This window comes from Burkholderia sp. MSh2, from assembly GCF_000731655.1.
GTDB lineage: Bacteria > Pseudomonadota > Gammaproteobacteria > Burkholderiales > Burkholderiaceae > Burkholderia > Burkholderia paludis.
This window is the reverse complement of sequence record NZ_JPGM01000067.1, coordinates 18,484-34,428: the sequence shown is the minus strand read 5'-3', so window position 1 is coordinate 34,428 and position 15,945 is coordinate 18,484. Positions and strand designations below refer to the sequence as shown.

Annotated in this window: 19 protein-coding genes; 10 read left to right on the top strand and 9 right to left on the bottom strand. The window is 67.8% G+C overall.

All coding sequences use genetic code 11. From position 1 onward, the window contains the following. Positions 1–338 precede the first annotated feature (338 nt). Together GQ57_RS31680 and GQ57_RS31675 are read left to right on the top strand one after the other, a co-directional pair. Complete coding sequence (locus tag GQ57_RS31680) at positions 339–1,523, top strand: porin (RefSeq protein ID WP_031401198.1); 1,185 nt, start codon at positions 339–341, stop codon at positions 1,521–1,523. A gap of 245 nt (positions 1,524–1,768) precedes the next feature. Further along, positions 1,769–2,956: an LLM class flavin-dependent oxidoreductase gene (locus GQ57_RS31675; RefSeq protein ID WP_031401197.1), complete on the top strand. Its 1,188-nt coding sequence runs from the start codon at positions 1,769–1,771 to the stop codon at positions 2,954–2,956. 2 nt (positions 2,957–2,958) lie between these two features. Here the strand turns inward: GQ57_RS31675 and GQ57_RS31670 are convergent, their stop codons facing one another. The 3 genes from GQ57_RS31670 to GQ57_RS38365 form a co-directional block, all read right to left on the bottom strand. Further along, a complete protein-coding gene (locus GQ57_RS31670; RefSeq protein ID WP_031401196.1) occupies positions 2,959–4,320 on the bottom strand; it encodes an LLM class flavin-dependent oxidoreductase in 1,362 nt (453 codons plus the stop codon). Between the two features lie 73 nt (positions 4,321–4,393). Then, positions 4,394–5,611 carry an acyl-CoA dehydrogenase family protein gene (locus GQ57_RS31665; protein ID WP_034199927.1) on the bottom strand — a complete coding sequence of 406 codons (1,218 nt, stop codon included), beginning with the start codon at positions 5,609–5,611 and terminating at the stop codon, positions 4,394–4,396. 255 nt (positions 5,612–5,866) lie between these two features. Continuing rightward, a complete protein-coding gene (locus GQ57_RS38365) occupies positions 5,867–7,111 on the bottom strand; it encodes a hypothetical protein (RefSeq protein WP_031401194.1) in 1,245 nt (414 codons plus the stop codon). A 256-nt stretch (positions 7,112–7,367) separates the two neighbouring features. Between GQ57_RS38365 and GQ57_RS31655 the strand changes: the two genes are divergently transcribed. Together GQ57_RS31655 and GQ57_RS31650 are read left to right on the top strand one after the other, a co-directional pair. Next, on the top strand, positions 7,368–7,652 hold the full coding sequence (locus tag GQ57_RS31655; protein ID WP_031401193.1) for a helix-turn-helix domain-containing protein: 285 nt from the start codon (positions 7,368–7,370) through the stop codon (positions 7,650–7,652). Next, on the top strand, positions 7,642–8,946 hold the full coding sequence (locus tag GQ57_RS31650; RefSeq protein ID WP_034199926.1) for a HipA domain-containing protein: 1,305 nt from the start codon (positions 7,642–7,644) through the stop codon (positions 8,944–8,946). Before GQ57_RS31655 ends, GQ57_RS31650 begins: the two co-directional genes overlap by 11 nt. 267 nt (positions 8,947–9,213) lie before the next feature. Here the strand turns inward: GQ57_RS31650 and GQ57_RS31645 are convergent, their stop codons facing one another. Both GQ57_RS31645 and GQ57_RS31640 read right to left on the bottom strand, forming a co-directional pair. Further along, positions 9,214–9,426 carry a twin transmembrane helix small protein gene (locus GQ57_RS31645; protein ID WP_006489184.1) on the bottom strand — a complete coding sequence of 71 codons (213 nt, stop codon included), beginning with the start codon at positions 9,424–9,426 and terminating at the stop codon, positions 9,214–9,216. After that, positions 9,423–9,773 (bottom strand): hypothetical protein, encoded by a 351-nt coding sequence (locus tag GQ57_RS31640; RefSeq protein ID WP_031401191.1) that lies wholly within the window; start codon positions 9,771–9,773, stop codon positions 9,423–9,425. The genes GQ57_RS31645 and GQ57_RS31640 overlap by 4 nt, the downstream gene beginning before the upstream one ends. A gap of 247 nt (positions 9,774–10,020) precedes the next feature. Here GQ57_RS31640 and GQ57_RS31635 point away from each other — a divergent pair, with 247 nt between their 5' ends. Then, positions 10,021–10,779: a YoaK family protein gene (locus GQ57_RS31635; RefSeq protein WP_031401190.1), complete on the top strand. Its 759-nt coding sequence runs from the start codon at positions 10,021–10,023 to the stop codon at positions 10,777–10,779. Between the two features lie 87 nt (positions 10,780–10,866). Further along, positions 10,867–11,052: a ribbon-helix-helix protein, CopG family gene (locus GQ57_RS31630; RefSeq protein ID WP_034199925.1), complete on the top strand. Its 186-nt coding sequence runs from the start codon at positions 10,867–10,869 to the stop codon at positions 11,050–11,052. 33 nt (positions 11,053–11,085) lie between these two features. On the opposite strand, the gene GQ57_RS31625 is transcribed toward GQ57_RS31630, so the two are convergent. After that, on the bottom strand, positions 11,086–11,922 hold the full coding sequence (locus GQ57_RS31625; protein ID WP_034199924.1) for a spermidine synthase: 837 nt from the start codon (positions 11,920–11,922) through the stop codon (positions 11,086–11,088). Positions 11,923–11,960: 38 nt separating this feature from the next. Next, positions 11,961–12,305, bottom strand: a complete 345-nt coding sequence (locus GQ57_RS31620) for a zinc ribbon domain-containing protein YjdM (protein WP_031401187.1) — start codon at positions 12,303–12,305, stop codon at positions 11,961–11,963. Between the two features lie 409 nt (positions 12,306–12,714). Here GQ57_RS31620 and GQ57_RS31615 point away from each other — a divergent pair, with 409 nt between their 5' ends. The 3 genes from GQ57_RS31615 to GQ57_RS31605 all read left to right on the top strand — a co-directional run bounded on the left by GQ57_RS31615 (position 12,715) and on the right by GQ57_RS31605 (position 13,871). Next, positions 12,715–12,978 carry an HPr family phosphocarrier protein gene (locus GQ57_RS31615; protein WP_031401186.1) on the top strand — a complete coding sequence of 88 codons (264 nt, stop codon included), beginning with the start codon at positions 12,715–12,717 and terminating at the stop codon, positions 12,976–12,978. Between the two features lie 65 nt (positions 12,979–13,043). Next, positions 13,044–13,265, top strand: coding sequence for a hypothetical protein (locus GQ57_RS31610; protein WP_034199923.1), 222 nt, complete (start codon positions 13,044–13,046; stop codon positions 13,263–13,265). Positions 13,266–13,331: 66 nt separating this feature from the next. Then, complete coding sequence (locus GQ57_RS31605) at positions 13,332–13,871, top strand: GNAT family N-acetyltransferase (RefSeq protein ID WP_031401184.1); 540 nt, start codon at positions 13,332–13,334, stop codon at positions 13,869–13,871. Between the two features lie 62 nt (positions 13,872–13,933). Here the strand turns inward: GQ57_RS31605 and GQ57_RS31600 are convergent, their stop codons facing one another. Continuing rightward, the gene (locus tag GQ57_RS31600; RefSeq protein WP_034199922.1) at positions 13,934–14,155 is read right to left on the bottom strand and encodes a hypothetical protein; all 222 of its coding nucleotides are present in this window, start codon (positions 14,153–14,155) and stop codon (positions 13,934–13,936) included. A 107-nt stretch (positions 14,156–14,262) separates the two neighbouring features. Further along, positions 14,263–14,589, bottom strand: coding sequence for a hypothetical protein (locus GQ57_RS31595; protein WP_052001545.1), 327 nt, complete (start codon positions 14,587–14,589; stop codon positions 14,263–14,265). Between the two features lie 628 nt (positions 14,590–15,217). Here GQ57_RS31595 and GQ57_RS31585 point away from each other — a divergent pair. Further along, the gene (locus GQ57_RS31585) at positions 15,218–15,928 is read left to right on the top strand and encodes a response regulator (protein ID WP_031401180.1); all 711 of its coding nucleotides are present in this window, start codon (positions 15,218–15,220) and stop codon (positions 15,926–15,928) included. The last annotated feature ends 17 nt before the right edge of the window (positions 15,929–15,945 follow it).

The window sequence follows — 15,945 nt, the reverse complement described above, 5'->3', positions numbered from 1 at the left end:
CGGGCGCGCGTAGCGCATCGTCCGCCTGCCGCACAGCGGGCGTTGCATAAAAACATCGCGCGATGCATCGCGGATCGTGCGCATATCGAACGAATTCATCGAACGATATGACCACGCCAACACGTTTCAGGCGTCCGGCGTTCGCCGGGCGTGCGATGCGTTCGCCGCAGCATGCGTGCCGGACGCGATCGCGCCGCCCGCGCAAGGCCCGCGGCAACGCACATTACAAATCGTCCGCGCGACGATTTACAAACCACGGATCGGCCGTTCGCCGGCGCGCCCGTCGTCAATAGCATCGTGATCCTCGCAGACGTACCCATAAAAAACAGAGGATAGTGATGATCAAAAAATCGGTAGTCCTGGGTTTGGTTTCGGTCGCTTCGGTCGGCGCGCACGCGCAGAGTTCGGTCACGTTGTACGGCGTCGTCGACGCCGGCTTCGCCTATACGAACAATCAGGGCGGCGCGAGCAACATCCAGCAGACGAGCGGCAAGCTGAGCGGCAGCCGCTGGGGCCTGAAAGGCTCCGAGGATCTCGGCGGCGGCGTGAAGGCCGTGTTCACGCTCGAAAGCGGCTTCAAGCCGAGCGACGGCACGCTCGGCCAGGGCGGTCGGCTGTTCGGCCGTTCCGCGTATGTCGGCATCGGCCAGACGGGCGTGGGCACGCTGACCTTCGGCCGCCAGTACGAGCCGATCACCGATCTCGTCGCGCAATACTCGGGGTCGGGCTTCTGGTCGCCCGCCACGCACGTCGGCGACAACGACAACATGAACCAGAGCTTCCGCATCAACAACGCGGTGAAGTTCCGCAGCGACACGATCGCCGGTTTCACGGCCGACCTGCTCTATGCGTTCAGCAACCAGGCGAACGGCGGCGCGGGCACGGGCTTCTCGAACAACAACGCATGGGGCGTATCGGCGAACTACGTGAACGGCCCGCTGTCGGTCGGCGGCGGCTATGTGCGGCTCAACCAGCCGAACGCGACGTCGAATACGAGCGGCGCGGTGGGGGGCGCAACCAGCACGACCGGCAACGACTACAGCGGCGGGTTCTTCTACGGGCTGAACGGCGGCGTGCGCAAGCAGCAGATCGGGGTCGTCGGCGCGAACTACGCGATCGGCCTGGCAACGCTCGGCTTCGCGTGGAGCCATACGCAGCTCGACTACGTCGACGGCTCGTCGCGCAAATTCAACAACTACGACGTCAACGCCCGCTACCAGATCACGCCGGCGGCGACGCTGATCGGCGTCTACACGTTCACCGACGGCCGCGCGAGCGGCCTGCCGGGCACCGGCGGCCAGACGCTGAAGCCGCGCTGGCACCAGTTCACGCTCGGGTTCGACTACGCGTTGTCGAAACGCACCGACCTCTACCTGTCCGGCATCTACCAGCTCGCGGGCGGCGATCCGAGCACGGCGACGGCAGGCGGCTATCGCGCGATCGCGTCGATCGCGAACATCGGCAGCGCATCGTCGACGAACCGCCAGGTCGCGCTCGTCAGCGGGCTGCGCGTGAAGTTCTGACCGCGCGCAACCGGCGCGGCGCGATAAGCAAAGCGGGAATCGTTGTTTGCCGCACCGCGCCCGGTTGCCGAGAATGTCCGTTTCCCCACGCGCGGCGCCTGCGCGCGATCCGCGCCGACCATGACCGACTCCCGTTTGCCTTCCCGTGTACCGCGCGCGGCGCCGCACCGGCCCGCCGCGGGATGGGCAGGCGCGCGCGCCCGTCGTGACCGCGCGGTGCGCGCATCTCCCGCTAGGAAGCCCTCATGAGCGACACCTCCCTCGCCGCGCAGGTCGCGCCGTCGCCGTTCGTCGACGTCCGCTCGCCGGCCGAATTCCCTGACAGCCCCGTGTCCCGCGTGCTCGCGCAGCCGCTGATGCTCGGGCTGTTCCTGCCGATCCAGGCCGGCGGCTGGAGCGCATCGACGCTGCCGCGCTCGACCGACTGGACCTTCGACTACAACGCCGAACTGGTCGCGCACGCCGAGGCGCTCGGCTTCGACCTCGTGTTCGCGCTGTCGCAATGGCTGCCCAAGGGCGGCTACGGCGGCGTGTTCGACGGCCAGGCGCTCGACTCGTTCATGACGCTGGCCGCGCTGACCGCGCGCACCGAACGGATCATCCTCGTCGCGACGAGCCACGTGCTCTACGGGCCGTGGCATCCGCTGCATTTCGCGAAGTTCACGGCGACGCTCGATCACATCTCGCGCGGACGCTGGGGCATCAACGTCGTGACCGGCCACCGCGCGATCGAGCACGAGATGTTCGGCTGGAACCGGATCGAGCACGACCGGCGCTACGAAATGGCCGCCGAGTTCCTCGATGCGGTCCAGCAGTTGTGGGCGCAACCGGACAATTTCAGCTACACGCCGGCGCTGTCGGGCTGGCGGCTGGGCGGCGCATTCGTGACGCCCAAGCCGCGCTACGGCCGCCCGCTGCTGATCAACGCGACCGGCTCCGACGCAGGTATCGATTTCGCGGCGCGCTATTCGGACATCGTGTTCGTCACGAGCCCGGCCGGGCCCGACGTCGCGCTCGCGCTCGACGCGCTGCCCGCGCATACGGCCCGCGTGAAAGCGGCCGCCGCGGCGCGCGGCCGGACGATCCGCACGTTGCTCAATCCGCTCGTCATCTGTCGCGAAACGGCGGCCGAAGCGCGCGCCTACCGCGACGCGATCGTCGCGCATGCGGACGAAGGCAGCTTCCACCGCTTCGACAGCGACGCACACGCGTGGCGCGGCGGCTTCGAGCAGCGTTCGCAGGCCGCCGCCCGCGCGATCGGCGGCAATATCTCGATCACGGGCTCGCCCGACGAAGTTGCCGACACCCTCGTGCGGCTGCACCGCGCGGGCATCGACGGCGTCCAGTTGAGCTTCTACGACTTCAAGCCCGATCTCGCCTTCTTCGGCGAGCGCGTGCTGCCGCTGCTGCGCGAGGCCGGCCTGCGGCGCTGACCTCAGGCCGCGGCGGCGGCATGCGCGGCGGCGTCGCCGCGCCCGGGCCGCCGCAGCCCGAGATGCTCGCGCAGCGTACGGCCCGCATAGTCGCTGCGAAACAGCCCCCGGCGACGCAACTCGGGCAGCACCAGCGCGATGAAATCGTCGAGCCCGCCGGGGAGCGTCGGCGCCATCACGTTGTAGCCGTCCGCGCCGTATCGCACGAAGCGCTCCTCCAGCTGGTCGACGATCTGTTCCGGCGTGCCGACGAGCTGCCAGTGGCCGCGCGCGCCCGCGACACGCAGGTAGAGTTCGCGGATCGTCAGGTTCTCGCGACGCGCGAGTTCGATCGTCAACGCCTGCCGGCTCTTGCTCGCATTGGTTTCCGGCAGCGGCGGAATCGGGCCGTCGAGCGGATAGGCGGACAGGTCGAAGCCGCCCGTGAGGCCCGATACGAGCGCGAGCCCGACGGTCGGATCGATCAGCGACTGCAGCGCGTCGAACTTCTCCTTCGCCTCGCTTTCGGTGCGGCCCACGACGGGAAACACCCCGGGCATGATCTTCAGCGTGTCGGGATCGCGGCCGAACGCGGCGAGCTGGCCCTTGACGTCCGCATAGAACGCGACCGCGTCGTCGAGCGTCTGCTGCGCGGTGAAGATCACCTCGGCCGTGCGCGCGGCGAGCCGCGTGCCGGCCGGCGACGAACCGGCCTGCACGACGACCGGATGCCCCTGCGGCGGCCGTGCGACGTTCAACGGCCCGCGCACCTGGAAGAAGCGGCCGCGATGATCGAGCACATGGCGCTTTTGCGGATCGAAGAAACGGCCCGACTCGCGATCGCGCACGAACGCATCGTCGTCCCAGCTATCCCACAGGCCGCGCACCACGTCGGCGAACTCCTCCGCCCGTGCATAGCGTTCGGCGTGGTCGAAATGCGCGTCCCGGTTGAAGTTGCGCGCCTCGTGCGCGCTCGACGACGTAACGAGGTTCCAGCCCGCGCGGCCGCCGCTGATGTGGTCGAGCGACGCGAACTTGCGCGCGATGTGGAACGGCTCGTTGAAGCTCGTCGACGCGGTGCCGACGAGGCCGATCCGCTCGGTGACGGCTGCAAGCGCCGACAGCAGCGTCAGCGGCTCGAACTGCGCGACGTAGCTGTGCGCGGTGCGGCTCAGGAACGCGACGTCGTCGCCGCGCGTGCCCGCGCCGTCGGCAAGAAACACGAGATCGAACTTCGCGGCCTCGGCCGCCTGCGCCAGCCGCACATAGTGGCGAAAATCCACGCCCGCGTCGGCCTGCGAACCGGGATGGCGCCATGCGGCGATGTGATGGCCGGTCGGGTACAGGAATGCGCCGAGATGCAGGTGTCCGGTGCGGGTCGTCATCGGGAAGGTTCCAGGAAAGCGGGCCGGGCGCGCGGCGGACGATTGCCGCCGCAGCCGGCCCGGCGTCGCGGGTTCAGAACACGCGGCCTTCGGTCAGGTGCGTCGTCACGCCGTTCAGCTCGTAGTCGCCGATCACGCGCGCCTTGTGCAGCAGCGGGTTGTGGCTGAAGATCGTGCGCAGGTTGCGCCAGTGCCGGTCGAGGTTGTGCCCGCGCGCCGTCGCCGACGCGCCGCCCACTTCGAACAGCCGCTCGGCCGCATGCAGCGCGAGCTTGCTGACGATCAGCTGCGTGCGTGCCGTGGCGAGCGCGCTGTCGAGCACGAGCGCATCCGCATCGGCGGCGCCGGCCGCGATCGCGTCGGCGGAGCGGTCGAGCGCGCGTGCGTTTTCGCGCACGAGCCCGTCGATCGCGTGACTGTGGGCGGACAGTTCGCCGACGATCTGCTGGATGAAATGATCGTCGCGCGCGGTCGGCGCCGGGCTGTGCAGCACCGGACGCCCGTGCGCGAGCACGTAGCGGCGCGCATCGGCCACCACGTTGCGCACGATCCCCGCGCCCGTCGCGACGAGATGCAGTTGCCGCAGCGCGCCGCAATGACGGCCGACGAGCGTCGACCCGTCGCGCGCGGCCACTTCATCCGCGAACACCTGCACGTCGTCGAGCAGCAGGCTGCCGCTCGCGGTCATGCGCTGCCCCATGCCGTCCCAGTCGTCGAGCACCTGTACGCCGCCGCGCGAGACCGGAATGATCACGGCGACCGCGCCGCCCTGCTCGTCCTCCACGTTGACCCGCGCGAAATCGGCAAATGCGGTGCCGGTCGAATAGTATTTGCGGCCCGACACGCGATAGTGCTCGCCGTCCCGGCGCAATACGGTGGTGTTTTCGCCCGGCCGCGACGTTCCCCGCTCGGTCGACGCACCGCCGAAGATCGCGCCGGCCAGCGCGCGTTCGAGCTGCACGTCGTTGAACGGCGTGCGCGGCGACAGCCGCAGCGTCTCGATCTGGTCGTAGTGGATCCGCAGCGCGTGCGCGAGATTCGAATCGGCGGCGGCCAGCGTCGCGATCGTGTCGAACAGGTCGACCAGCGTACTGCCCAGGCCGCCGCGTTCGACGGGAATCCGCAGCACGCCCAGCGCCGAACGCCGGAAGATCGCGAAACCCTCGAACGGCAGCTCGCGCCGCGCCTCGCGTTGCGCGGCATCCTGCCCGATCGCGCTTGCGAGATCGGGCAGCGCGGCGAGCGCGTCGCGCAACGCGTCGCGCGGATCGACGGCATCACGGGCAGTCATTCGGCAGGTCCTTGTTCGAGAGAATCGGGCGCGGCGATCGCGGAATTCGCGAGCCGCCCGTGCGCAGCATCGCGAAAGTATAGGGACGCCCCCGGTACGCGTGAAAAACCGATTTCAGCTTTGGTTATGCGTACGCCGGGAATGGTCGCGCAGCGTCGCTCAAGGTGGACTTGCCCCGTGCCGCGCGATCGCGCGTGTCGAACCCGAACCCGGGCCCGGCCGCGATCCGCGCGCGGCGTTCGCCTGCCGCGGCCGTCACGACTCCGGCGACGGGTCGGGCACGTGCACCGCGCCTTCCGGATACCGGATCTCGATCAGCCCGTTCCGGTCGCGAATGCGCATCGGCGGCACGACCTCCACGCTCGCGCGGTCGACACCGTCGCACACGGCCAGGTTCGTGTTGGTCCGGTAGTAGACGCGCCGGTCGTCGACCGCGAACGCCCAGGTCAGAAAGCGCAGGCTGCGGGCGTCGATTCCCGGCAACGGCTTGCGGTAGTTCTTCCCCCACAGCACGTGGCCGTCGGCGTCGATCAGCATGTCGTGGAAGACGGCGCGCGCCGTTTCGACATCGACGCGCCCCGGCGTGGTCACGATCTTGCCGTCGTACAGGATCTGCGCGCCGAGCCGCGCATAGCGGTAGCCGAGGCCGACCACCCCGGCCGGATCGTCGATGCCGCGCTTGCGCACGCCGGCGCAGAACAGGTGCTTCGCATCGCGCGCGTATGCGCCGCCGATATGCGTCAGGCTGGCCACGTCGGCCTTGACGACGGTCAGACGACTTGGGCCGCGATCGGGATCGTACGGGTCGCGCTCGAAGTAGTAAGCCTGCCGCGCATCGCGATACCAGTCGCCGCCCAGCGCCTCGAGCGTCGCGGCGTCGCCGTCGGCGACGATCCCTTCCTCGCCCGCGTCGTCGTCGCCGAACGCGGTGCCGGCCGCGTAGTAACGCAGCCCCGACGCATCGACGGCAAAGTGGTCGACCAGATGCCGGAAGCTGCCGAGATCGAAGGTGTTCAGCGCGCGATACCGGTGCCCGCTGCCGATGCGCGCCCACACGCGTTCGCCGTCGCTGTGGAACGGCCCGCCGAGCGGCGCGAGCGGCTCGTCGCGCGTATCGCGCCGGCGCCGCGCGTCGGCCTCCTGCCGGCGCCGGGCCTCCTCGGCGTCGTCGATCGCCTGCTGCTCCGGCGTGACCGTCGACGCGCCCTCATACTGCTGCATGTGGCGCGCATGCAGCGACCGCACGGACGCAATGCAGTACACCGCATGCGGGATCGAGCGCAGATACAGCGCCCAGTCCTCGTCGTCGCATCGATAGAACGCGTTCCCGGCCTCGCCGTCCCATCCGGCCGGGTCCGTGCGCGCCAGCAGCGCGGCCTTGACGTCCCGGAGCTTGCCGGGCACGACGAAGGAAAGGCTGTAGCCGGTGTCGGCGAGGATTTCGAGGCGCTCGTCCTCGAACAGGCTTCGCATCAGTATTTCGAGTGCTTGCAGGGTCATGGGGTCGTGCCGGCCCGGTGACGGGCCGTGGGAGAAACGGATGGGAGGCGGTCATTCTAACCATGCCGTCACGTATCCGAGCGGTAACGAACGTGCGATGAATCGCAATTTCACGGCACCTGGTTCCCGATCGGGAACGAATCGGGTTTTTCGCTGCCTCTCCAGCTCATTCGTATCCGTCCGGATACGAATTGACGCCCGTACCGACGAGTTGTGCAATACTGTTCCCGATCAGATACGAAGTCCGGAGGACGTCATGCAGGAGATCCTGCCCGTGGGCACGATCCAGGCGCTCGCCAACCTTATCCGCGCGGCCCGGCTCCAGCAGGGGTTCACGCGGGACGAACTCGCGAACGCCACCGGGCTGTCGCCGAAATTCATCAGCCAGGTGGAAGCCGGGAAACCGACCGCGCAAATCGGCAAGGTGCTGCTGCTGCTCGGCGAACTCGGCGTCAGCCTGCTCGCGCAATCGTCCATCGAGATTTCGGCGGAAAACGCGCTCAAGGCCGCGCAACGCCGCAGGAGCCGCCATGGCGGCTAGAACGCTGATCGCATCCGCGAACGGGCTGCGCATGGGCCGGCTGACCGACGACAAGGGCGTCTGGTCGTTCACCTACGACGCAGGATGGCTGGCGTCGTCATACGCGTATCCGCTGTCGCCCGCCTTCCCGCTGCGCCCCGGCACCTTCGCCGACAACTCGACCGAGCGCCCGGTCCAGTGGTTCTTCGACAACCTGCTGCCCGAAGAAGGCATGCGGACGTCGCTTGCGCGCGAGGCGAAGGTCGATGCGGCCGACGCGTGGGGGCTGCTCGCGTACTTCGGGCGCGAATCGGCCGGCGCGCTCACGCTGCTGGCCGAAGGCGAGCAGGAAGCGGCCGGCAGCCTGCAACCGCTCCCGCTCGACGAACTCGAACGCCGCATTCAGGCGATGCCCGAGCGGGCGCTGACGGCAACCGCCCCCAAGCGCATGTCGGCGGCCGGCGCGCAGCAGAAGCTGTTGCTGATCCTGCGCGGCAACGCTCCCGACTACGCACTGTTCGAACCGGTGGGCAGCGAACCGTCGATGCATCTGCTGAAACCGGACATGCGCGCCGCCGGCTACCCGCATTCGGCGATCAACGAGTTCTTCTGCATGAAGCTCGCGAAGCGGATGGGGCTCGACGTTCCCGACGTGCATTTCCTGCGTGCGCCGTCCGCGTGCTACGTGATCGACCGCTTCGACCGCGACACCACCGCGCAGCCTGCCGGGCGTCTGCATACGATCGATGCGATGCAGTTGCTCAACTACGATCGCGGCTTCAAATACCAGCGCGCGAACGTGCAGGAGCTGGGCCGCGCGATCGGCCGGACCAGCACGCGCGCGCTGGCGCGCCTGTCGGTGTTCCGCTGGACCATTTTCAACGTACTGGTGGGCAATGCCGATGCGCACCTGAAAAACCTGTCGTTCTTCGTCGACGCGCGCGGCTACCGGCTCGCGCCGTTCTACGACATCGTCAGTACGGTCGTCTATCACACGCCCACGCACCGGCCCGATCATCGCGGCGATCACTGGCCGCACTGCGAACTGACGATGCCGCTCGGCGCGGCGACGCGATTTTCCGACATCGACACGGGCGCGCTGATCGCGTTCGGCCACGCGCTCGGGCTCAAGGAAAAAGCCGCCGACAACGAACTGGTGCGCTTTCTCGAACCGCTCGATCGCAGCGTCGCACAGACGCTCGACGAAGTGCGCACGGTCGCCCGCCCCGACGCCGGGGAAACCCGCCTGCTGAACTCGATTGCCGCAATGCCGATCGCGGAAATGAGCCGCGCGCTCCGGAAAGCGCGCGGGTAAGCGCGGCGCGGATTGCACGCCGCGCGCCTGTGGCCGTGACGTGAAGCGCGAGGCGGCGACGCGCGTCGTCGGCCTCACGGCGCTGCCGCCGGCCGCTTCCGTTGACCCTCGCAATCCGCCTCGACCTCGCACACGATGTTGCCGTGACGCTGATGACACTGATTCATATCAGTGATATCGGGATAAGTATTCTTATCACAATACACCGATCATCCAATCAAACTCCCATCGACAAGAACGCCCCGCACTCAACGGGGCGTGCACCGCTCAACGTCCGATCGGCAACCCCGTCGGTTCGATCCAGCCCAGCTTGTACGCGATCAGCAACGACAGGAACAGCGTGACCGACAGCCCGACGCGCGCGGCGAGCGACCACGCCATCCGCTTCGACTTGCCGCGATCGTGATTCATGAAATACAGCGCGAAGATCAGGCTCGCGATGATCATCGCGAATGCCACGGAAACCAGCAGAGTTTTCATTGGTGATGACCTTGAAGATCGGAATCGGCCTGAATCAGTTCGGCCAGTTTTTGCCGCTCGGCGGCGAGATCGCCGACACCCGACGCCGGCCAGTCCAGCGCGACGCCGTTGCCCAGCGAATCGCGCACGAGCGTCTGATAGCGCCGATCGTTGATCCGGCCGTGCTCCATCGTTTCCGAGATTTCCCGCCGGAACGGCAACGGGAAACCCGCGTACTCGCGAGACAGCGCCGCATATTGTCGCGCATCGATCTCTTTCGACGAAGGGATGATCGCCCAGATCGCCACGACCACGATGGCCGTGAACGGGATCGCCGTGTAGCGAAGGATGAACTTGAGTGGAGTCATGACGCGGTGGGCAGAAGTGATCGCGCGCGGGCTGCGCGACGGCGAAGCCGCCGGCACCCGGCGCCGCAGGGCACGGGAGGCATTGTACTGAAAGCCCCATCCGGCCGACAGAGTATGATAATGTCATTATCATGTCCATCACATGATGCATGAGACCCGGCAGCCGGCGGCGGCAGCGCATCCGCCGTCGTCCGGCGCCGGTCGACCTGTCCGCGCCCGCGATTCGCGGCGATCGAGCGAAGCCCCTATGCCAGCGCAGTACTTTCGAAACCTGACGGGAAAACACCGCAGCGCGACGGCGAACCGCCAGCTCGGGTTTTCGCTGGCGTTCGTCGCCGGCGCGGCCAACGCCGGCGGCTTCCTCGCGGTCAGGCAATACACGTCGCACATGAGCGGCATCGTCTCGGCGATCGCCGACCAGACGGCGCTCGGCGACGTGCGGCTCGCGCTGGCCGGCATCAGCTCGCTCGGTTCGTTCCTGATCGGCGCCAGCTGCTCGGCGATCCTCGTCAACTGGGGCCGCCGCCGCGGCCTGCAGAGCCAGTTCATGCTGCCGCTGCTGCTCGAGGCCGCCCTGCTGCTGCTGTTCGGGCTGCTCGGCAGCCACCTCGCGCTGTGGGAAACCTTCTTCGTGCCGGTAACGGTCACGCTGCTCTGCTTCATCATGGGGCTGCAGAACGCGACGATCACGAAGCTGTCGGGCGCGGAGATCCGCACGACGCACATGACCGGCATCGTGACCGATCTCGGCATCGAACTCGGGAAGCTGTTCTACTGGAATCGGTCGGCGGCCGACGTCGATGCGCTCGCGGTCATCGCCAACCGCTCGAAACTGCGGATTCACGCGACGATGCTCGCGTCGTTCTTCGTCGGCGGCCTGGCCGGCGCGATCGGCTTCAAGCATGCCGGCTACGTGTCGACCGTGCCGCTCGCCGCGGTGCTCGTCACGCTCGCGATCGTGCCGGTGGCCGACGACCTGCTCGCGTTGCTGCGCGGCAGGCGCTGAACGCGCACCCGCGCAACGTTTCCGGCTGTGGCCCGGAAAGCGGATCGATTATAATTTGATTAACATACCGACCAGCCTCGCCCCGCAATGGAAACGAAAACCGCCCGCCTGACCGTCCTGATCGACCCCGCGAAAAAGGAAGCCTTCGAGATGCTCTGCGCGGAGCAGGATCTCACGCCGTCGCAAGTCGTGCGGCAACTGATCCGCGAGTATCTCGACCGGCACGGCGTGACGTACAAGACCCGAAGCGCGCTCGGCAAGCGCATGAAGTAAGCGCGGCCGCCCTGGCCGCACCCGTGGCGCCGCTTACGCGCCGAACTCCCATCGCCCGTGCGATTGCGCACGCCAGACCAGCCGCCGCGGCTCGATGCCCTCGCCGGCCTTCATGCGCCGCGCGGTAGCCGCCAGCTTGAGTTCGCCGGCCCGTTCGCACGCGAGCGCGCGCTCGAGCAGGATGCGCAGCGACGGCAGCTTGCCGCCGCCCTTCCATGCGAACGCGATGAAGTTGTTGTCGTCGCCGCACGGCACCAGCGCACAGGACGCACCAAACACCGAGCGCAACTGTTCGAGATGGTGCGGCAGCGCCGGATCGTCGTCCATGAAGTTGATCGCCAGCACGCCGGTTTCGCTCAGGCGCTCGTGGCAGGCGCCGAGGAAGGCCGCCCCCGTGCACCGGCCCGGCGTGCCGTCGGCGACGAATGCATCGTGCAGGATCACGTCCGCCCGGACGTCCGCCCGCCTCACATGATCCGCGCCGTCGGCGCACAGCACCGTCAAACGCGAATCATCGGCAGGAATCCTGAACACGTCGCGCAGCGCGATCACGTCCGGGTTGATCTCGACCGCGTCGATCGCCGCGCCGGGCAGGTGCCGGTAGCAATACTTCGCGAGCGAACCGCCGCCCAGCCCGAGCATGCAGATATGCGCAGGCGCCGGCTGCAGCAGCAGGAAGCCCATCATCACGCGCGTATAGCCGAGCTCGAGCCTGACCGGGTCCCTGAGCGACATGTAACTCTGCGTGCCGAAATGATCGAAGTGCAGCGAGACGGCGTGCTGCGTCTCCAGCACGAAAGGCCGGCCGTCGTTCAGGGGCGTCGCCAGGAACCGGACGAACGCGTCGTAGGAAGTTCGATCGTCGATCATGCGCGGGCAGGCGATGGCGGGCGGCGCCAGGCGCGCGCTCAGACTTTCTTCAGGTAGCAGGCCTTCAGCATGAACCCGCCCATGTCGGTCTTGCAATCGACCTCGTGATCGCCGCCGACGAGCCGGATGCTCTTGACCTTGGTGCCCATCTTCAGCGTGATCGACGAACCCTTCACGCGCAGATCCTTGATCAGCACGACCGAATCGCCGTCCGACAGCACATTGCCGTTCGCGTCCTTGACGACATCGCCCGCCGGCTCGTCGCCCGCTTCGGCGCCGGCGCCGGCCGACCACTCATGGCCGCAGTCCGCGCAGACGGTCAGCGTGCCGTCCGGGTAAGTGTTTTCCATCGCGCATTGCGGGCAGGCGGGGGCAGCGTTCATTGCAGCGTCCATTCGGGAGAAGTTCAGGTCGGTCAATCATGCCCGGCGAGCAGGCTGCGCGCGGGCCCGTGCGGCCCGGACAAGCCCGCCGCCACGGCGGCAGGCGGATATCGGCGCACACGACATTATAATGCAATACACATATTCTGGACGATGCATTATAATCGCCGAACCTGCAACGTTCAGCGAACATGAAGGCAGCTTCAATGAGGATGCCGGCGTGTTCGCACCGGATGGCGCCTTGCACACGCCGGGCCGGCGCGGCGCGATTCCGCTGCGAAGCGCCGGAGCCCGGTCTCCCGCTGTACCCAACCCGCGTCGCGAAGCCGCGTTTCGCGCCCGCCCGGGGCCCTGGCCGCCCGGCGCCGCGCCCCGGCCCCGACCACCTGTCCGGAGGCTTTCCCCCATCGTGGCAACCGTTGTGTACATTCAGCTCGGCCCCGCGTGGAACCGCAACCGTGGCAGCGCCGCACGCGAGGCGGCCGTCGACGCGGCACGCCGCTTCGAAAGCGACATCCGGCTGATCGCAAACGGGCACGACGGAAACGCGAAGGACAGCGCCGCGATCGCGTCGCTGCAGGTACACGGCGGCACGTCCGCGCAAGTGCTGGCCACCGGGCCCGATGAAGAGGCGGCGCTGCAGGCGCTGCTCCCCCTGCTGCAGGCCCGCTGATTCGCGTGCCGCGCGACGCCACGGCCTTGCACCGTCCACCCGTATCCCCACTCCACGAGGAAGCGATGAGCGACACCTTCACGTCAAACGCCCCCAACCTGTCGGCCTCCGCGATCTGGGCGCTCGAGCGCCTCGCCGACGTCCGCTACGGCCGCGACGCACCGGCGCTCGGCTGGTCGATCGCACGGGAACTCGTCAGCGCGGGCTTCGTCAGCCATTCCGCGCACGGCCGCTCCGGCGCGTCGATCACGCCTGCGGGACGAACCTTCCTGAAAAGCCGCAAGTAGGCCGCGCGCGCGGCCGCACGGCCGGCGGCTTTGCTATCATTTCGCGCCGCCCCTCCGGAATCCGCGATGCCGCCCGTCTCGTCTCCCCCCGTGCTCGACACGCCGCGCCTCATCCTCGAAGGCCATCCGCTCGGCGACTTCGACGCGCTCGCCACGATGTGGACCGAGCCCGACGTCGTCGCGCACATCTTCAACGGCAAGCCGTCCGCGCCGCGCGATTCGTGGATGCGCATGCTCGCGTATCGCGGGCTCTGGCCGCTGCTCGGGTACGGGTATTGGGCGATTCGCGAGAAGGCGTCGGGCCGCTACGTCGGCGATATCGGGTTCGCCGATTTCCACCGGCTCATCGAGCCGTCGATTCGCGGCGTGCCGGAGGCTGGATGGGCGCTCGCGACGTGGGCGCACGGCAAGGGCTATGCGAGCGAGGCGCTCGCCGCCGCGCTCGCATGGCTCGACGGGCAGCGGCGGTTCGAGCGCAGCGTGTGCCTGATCGCGCCCGCGAATGTGGCGTCGATCCGCGTGGCGCGGAAGGCCGGGTATGGCGAACCGGCGCCGATCCGGTTCAACGACACCGATTCGCTGCTGTTATCGCGCGCGAGCCGGTAGGCGGGCCGGCCGGTTATCGAAGGCGTGCGGCATCGGGTTGCGATGCCGGCGCATTGTCCCGCTCACTCGGCAACGGGTTCATAGAGGCTCGCGAAGAGCGTGTCGTCCATCGGCCAGCAATTGCCGCACTCGTCACGCAAGATCCAGTCGCCGGGCTTCACCATGCGCCAGCCCTCCGGCGTGGCGACCGCCTGTCCGCCCTGCCGGCTCTCCACCCGCTCGTGATCGCCGTCGACGAACCAGCGGGTTGCATCGACATAACTGACGCGCTTTCGAAATCGCATACCGCCACCGAAACATTAAGCCGCGGCAGGTACTTTCAGAAACCTGTCCGCGCATGGAACATGTGCATCGCCGGGGGCAATGAAACGCATGCGGCCAAGGAAGGAAATCAGGACGCCACGGTATCGGCCGTGTGCGACAGCGACTGCATCGCCAGCGCCTGTGCCGCCTGCTGCGCCTCGTGCAACGCCTGCCGGCCCTCGGCAACGAGGGTTTCCAGCGTTTCCCGCGCGGCGGTGGTGATCCGGAGATCGGTTTCCCGCATTCTCCCGATCGCCGCCCGGACCTCGTCCGGCTGATCGGGCACCAGCGCCATCAGGAAACTCGAACGGGTTTCCGCGGCGCGTACGGCCTCGCTCCAGTCGGCGCGGACGATCGCGGCCTCGATCGCGTTCGTGAGTGAATCGAGACTCCGGACGATTTGAAGCGGCGTCATTTCGCATTCCTATCAGAGATTCATGCCGTCTGCCCGATTGCGCCGGCAGGCCGGTGCGACATTGCCGCCGGCCCGTGCGCGCTCGACATCGGCAAGATGTGCCGAACGGGCAACGACGAACCATCGTGCGCCATCGGTCACCGCCCTCGCATGCGCGATCCGTTCCAGGACCGGGCGGCAACCGGCGTATGCGTCGGCCGCCATGCAATTGCAGCGATTGTATGAAACCCTGTACCACCCGGTACGTAATATTTTGTAATGATATGTCGAGTAATCTTTACCGGCTTCGCACCGACGAGCGCCCGGGACAGGCGTACGCGCAAGCCGTGCGCGGATGGTACCCGACGACACCTCGTCCCGCATCCTGTCCGGCGACGCGCCGGATCTCGCGCCGGGCCGTCGCATCAGGATCCCGCGCCGTTCGCCGACACCGCGATCCGGCCTCGCCGCCCTTACGCGTTGTACGCGGCGGCGCCGGTTTGCACGCCGCACCGGCACGCCGGGCGATGCAGATTTCAGCACATTCCAACGGAATGTTTCGCAGTATCATGCGCCTCTCTTCGGTTACCCCCTGTTCGGACCGGGCCTGACCGCTCGCCATTGTCCCGTTTTGCCCCCTCGTTCAGAGATGCCCATCCGAATCCTGCTCGTCGAAGACGACGTTCATCTGTCCGCGCTGATCGCAGACTATCTGCGCAAGCATCAGTACGAGGTGGACACCCTGTTCGACGGCACCGACGCCGTATCCACGATCGTCACGCACCGCCCCGACCTGGTGCTGCTCGACATCAACCTGCCGGGCAAGGACGGCTTCGAGATCTGCCGCGACGCCCGCCTGCAGTACGACGGCGTCATCATCATGATGACGGCCCGCAACGAGCAGTTCGACGAGTTGCTCGGCCTGGAATTCGGCGCGGACGACTTCCTCCACAAGCCGGTCGAGCCGCGCATCCTGCTCGCGCGGATCAAGGCCCAGCTGAGACGGCTCCGGATTCGGCCGGCCGACTGCGCGCCCGCATCGCCGCAGCGCTTCGAGTTCGGCAAGTTTTCGATCGATCGCGCGGACCGCAAGGTTCGCCTTCCGGACGGCAGCGCGCCGCGCCTGACGTCGACCGAATTCGACCTGCTGTGGGCCCTGGCGTGCCGCGCCGGCGAGGTGGTCACCCGCGAAGACCTGACGCTGCTGTTGCGCGGCATCGAGTTCGACGGCCTCGACCGTTCGATCGACTGCCGCATCTCGAAGCTGCGCCGCAAGCTGTGCGACGACGTCATGGAACCGAGGCGAATCAAGACGATCCGCTCCAAGGGCTATCAATTCAGCAAGCACGCGTGGGAGTGACGCACCGCCTCGCAGGC

Excerpts from the sequence above, each read along its gene's own strand:
- GQ57_RS31680 (WP_031401198.1), top strand. The coding sequence starts at position 339 with ATGATCAAAAAATCGGTAGTCCTGGGTTTGGTTTCGGTCGCTTCGGTC.
- GQ57_RS31675 (WP_031401197.1), top strand. The coding sequence starts at position 1,769 with ATGAGCGACACCTCCCTCGCCGCGCAGGTCGCGCCGTCGCCGTTCGTC.
- GQ57_RS31670 (WP_031401196.1), bottom strand. The coding sequence starts at position 4,320 with ATGACGACCCGCACCGGACACCTGCATCTCGGCGCATTCCTGTACCCG.
- GQ57_RS31665 (WP_034199927.1), bottom strand. The coding sequence starts at position 5,611 with ATGACTGCCCGTGATGCCGTCGATCCGCGCGACGCGTTGCGCGACGCG.
- GQ57_RS38365 (WP_031401194.1), bottom strand. The coding sequence starts at position 7,111 with ATGACCCTGCAAGCACTCGAAATACTGATGCGAAGCCTGTTCGAGGAC.
- GQ57_RS31655 (WP_031401193.1), top strand. The coding sequence starts at position 7,368 with ATGCAGGAGATCCTGCCCGTGGGCACGATCCAGGCGCTCGCCAACCTT.
- GQ57_RS31650 (WP_034199926.1), top strand. The coding sequence starts at position 7,642 with ATGGCGGCTAGAACGCTGATCGCATCCGCGAACGGGCTGCGCATGGGC.
- GQ57_RS31645 (WP_006489184.1), bottom strand. The coding sequence starts at position 9,426 with ATGAAAACTCTGCTGGTTTCCGTGGCATTCGCGATGATCATCGCGAGC.
- GQ57_RS31640 (WP_031401191.1), bottom strand. The coding sequence starts at position 9,773 with ATGACTCCACTCAAGTTCATCCTTCGCTACACGGCGATCCCGTTCACG.
- GQ57_RS31635 (WP_031401190.1), top strand. The coding sequence starts at position 10,021 with ATGCCAGCGCAGTACTTTCGAAACCTGACGGGAAAACACCGCAGCGCG.
- GQ57_RS31630 (WP_034199925.1), top strand. The coding sequence starts at position 10,867 with ATGGAAACGAAAACCGCCCGCCTGACCGTCCTGATCGACCCCGCGAAA.
- GQ57_RS31625 (WP_034199924.1), bottom strand. The coding sequence starts at position 11,922 with ATGATCGACGATCGAACTTCCTACGACGCGTTCGTCCGGTTCCTGGCG.
- GQ57_RS31620 (WP_031401187.1), bottom strand. The coding sequence starts at position 12,305 with ATGAACGCTGCCCCCGCCTGCCCGCAATGCGCGATGGAAAACACTTAC.
- GQ57_RS31610 (WP_034199923.1), top strand. The coding sequence starts at position 13,044 with ATGAGCGACACCTTCACGTCAAACGCCCCCAACCTGTCGGCCTCCGCG.
- GQ57_RS31605 (WP_031401184.1), top strand. The coding sequence starts at position 13,332 with ATGCCGCCCGTCTCGTCTCCCCCCGTGCTCGACACGCCGCGCCTCATC.
- GQ57_RS31600 (WP_034199922.1), bottom strand. The coding sequence starts at position 14,155 with ATGCGATTTCGAAAGCGCGTCAGTTATGTCGATGCAACCCGCTGGTTC.
- GQ57_RS31595 (WP_052001545.1), bottom strand. The coding sequence starts at position 14,589 with ATGACGCCGCTTCAAATCGTCCGGAGTCTCGATTCACTCACGAACGCG.
- GQ57_RS31585 (WP_031401180.1), top strand. The coding sequence starts at position 15,218 with ATGCCCATCCGAATCCTGCTCGTCGAAGACGACGTTCATCTGTCCGCG.